Source organism: Collinsella sp. AM31-2AC (assembly GCF_003469285.1).
GTDB lineage: Bacteria > Actinomycetota > Coriobacteriia > Coriobacteriales > Coriobacteriaceae > Collinsella > Collinsella aerofaciens_AT.
The window spans coordinates 1-2,920 of the sequence record NZ_QSJB01000037.1; the positions used below are offsets into that span (position 1 = coordinate 1).

Below are 2,920 nucleotides of genomic sequence, written 5' to 3' on the forward strand. Positions count from 1 at the left end.
GTCCCGCGGGCCGCGAGGTGCGGTTCCGGAAGAGCTCGGGCGATTAGTGCGGCTCGGCTGAGGCTGTCGCCAGCCTTGCACCTGCCGTCTATCGACCAGGTAGTCTACCTGGGCCCTTACCGGAAGGAGAACTAATCCCTGGAACGGCTTCCCGCTTAGATGCCTTCAGCGGTTATCCGCGCCGCACGCGGCTACCCGGCCGTGCCGTTGGTCGACAACCGGTTCACCGGAGGTGCGTCCACCCCGGTCCTCTCGTACTGGGGGCAGCCTCCATCGATTCTCCTGCGCCCACGGAGGATAGGGACCGAACTGTCTCACGACGTTCTGAACCCAGCTCGCGTACCGCTTTAAACGGCGAACAGCCGTACCCTTGGGACCTGCTCCAGCCCCAGGATGCGATGAGCCGACATCGAGGTGCCAAACCTTGCCGTCGATGTGGACTCTTGGGCAAGATCAGCCTGTTATCCCCGGAGTACCTTTTATCCGTTGAGCGACGGCCCACCCACTCGGGGCCGCCGGATCACTAGAGCCTGCTTTCGCACCTGCTCGGCTTGTGGGCCTCGCAGTCAAGCCCGCTTGTACTCTTGCATTCAAAAGGACGGTTGCCGACCGTCCCGAGCGGACCTTCGCGCGCCTCCGTTACCCTTTAGGAGGCGACCGCCCCAGTCAAACTGCCCGCCTGGCACGGTCCCCGAGCCGGTTGACGGCCTCGGGTTAGGACGCCGGTCGCGCGAGGGCAGTATTCCAAGGGCGGCTCCCCGGGGGCTGGCGCCTCCGGATCTGTGCCTCCTGCCTATCCTCTACACGCGGGACCAGCGGCCAATGCCAAGCTGCAGTGAAGGTTCACGGGGTCTTTCCGTCCTTCCGCGGGTAAGTCGCATCTTCACGACCAGTGCAATTTCACCGGGTCCATGGTCGAGACAGCGCCCAAGTCGTTGCGCCTTTCGTGCAGGTCGGAACTTACCCGACAAGGAATTTCGCTACCTTAGGACCGTTATAGTTACGGCCGCCGTTTACCGGGGCTTGGCTTCGGGGCTTCGCGCGATGCGCTAACTCCTCCGCGTGACCTTCCGGCACCGGGCAGGCGTCAGACCCTATACGTCGCCTTGCGGCTTCTGCAGAGTCCTGTGTTTTTGGTAAACAGTCGCTTGGGCCTCTCCACTGCGGCCCGCCTCCGCTCCCGGAGCAAGTCCGTTCACGTACGCGCGGGCACCCCTTCTCCCGAAGTTACGGGGCCATTGTGCCGAGTTCCTTGACCATGGTTGACCCGATCGCCTCGGTATGTTCTACCCACCCACCTGTGTCGGTTTGCGGTACGGGCGCGCACGCGCCTGCCTAGGGGTTTTTCTAGGGACCTCGGGCTCACTCGCTTCGCTTGATCGCTTCGTCCGGAGCCTCGCCCTCGTGCGGACCGGATTTCCCTGGTCCGCGGGCCGCGCTCCATCACGGGGACGTCCAGAACCCCGCCGAGCCACCCCCATCCGTCGCCCCGTCGGTCGTAGCGCCGCGTGCGCGGTGCAGGAATGTCTGCCTGCTGCGCGTCGGCTACGCCTTCCGGCCTCGCCTTAGCCCCCGACTGACCCTGGGAGGATTAGCCTTGCCCAGGAAACCTCGGGTTCACGGCGGACGAGTTACTCTCTCGTCTCTCGCTACTCATGCCAGCATTCTCACTCCCATGCGCTCCACCGCCGGTCGCCCGGCGGCTTCACCGCCCATGGGAAGCTCCCCTACCGATTCTATATAGATAAAATCCCGCCGCTTCGGTGTCCAGCTTAGCCCCGTGTATTGTCGGCGCATGTCCACTCGACCAGTGAGCTGTTACGCACTCTTTGAATGCATGGCTGCTTCTAAGCCAACATCCTGGTTGTCTGGGCGGACGCACATCCTTTGCCACTCGGCTGGAACTTGGGGACCTTAGCGGGCGGTCCGGGCTGTTTCCCTCTCGAGCACACAGCTTAGCCCACATGCTCTGACTGCCGCGCTCTGGGCCGCCGGCATTCGGAGTTCGGTTGGATTCGGTAGGCGGCGAAGCCCCCTCGTCCATCCGGTGCTCTACCTCCGGCGGTGAACGCGCGACGCTAGCCCTAAAGCTATTTCGGGGAGAACGAGATATCTCCGGGTTTGATTGGCCTTTCACCCCTATCCGCAGGTCATCGCCGCCGTTTTCAACCGACGTGCGTTCGGCCCTCCACGGGGTCTTACCCCCGCTTCAGCCTGCCCACGGATAGCTCACCCGGCTTCGCGTCCGCGGCGCGGGACTCAAGTCGCCCTGTTAAGGCTCGCTTTCGCTACGGCTCCCTTTCGGTTAACCTCGCCCCGCGCCAGCGACTCGCTGGCTCATTCTACAAAAGGCACGCCGTCACACCATATAGGTGCTCCGACTGCTCGTGGGCGCACGGTTTCAGGTACTGTTTCACTCCCCTCCCGGGGTGCTTTTCACCTTTCCCTCACGGTACTGGTGCGCTATCGGTCACAGGGTAGTACTCAGGCTTGGATGGTGGTCCACCCAGGTTCGGACCGGGTTTCACGTGCCCGGCCCTACTCAGGGACCGCGTCGCGCCGTCCGGTCTGGGTTCGCGTACGGGGCTGTCACCCGCTGCGGCCGGCCCTCCCATGCCGTTCCGCTCCCCAGCCGGACCTGCGCCCGGGGGCGGCAGCCCCCGGATGCGCGGCCCTGCAACCCCGTCGGCGGAACCCCTGCCGGGTATGCCCGCTCGACGGTTTGGCCATCGGTCCCCTTTCGCTCGCCGCTACTCGGGGAGTCTCGAGATTGATTTCCTCTCCTCCGGGTACTTAGATGTTTCAGTTCCCCGGGTTGTCCTCCCCCCGCCTATGCGTTCAGCGGGGGGATATGCACACTGCTGTGCATGGGTTCGCCCATTCGGAGACCCCCGGGTCGAAGGATGTGTGCTCCTCGCCG

The 2,920-nt window shown here is 64.3% G+C and carries 1 rRNA gene; it reads right to left on the bottom strand.

The features are described 5' to 3' along the window. Positions 1-23 precede the first annotated feature (23 nt). Positions 24-2,920, bottom strand: a 23S ribosomal RNA gene (locus DW796_RS10235); the annotation flags it as partial.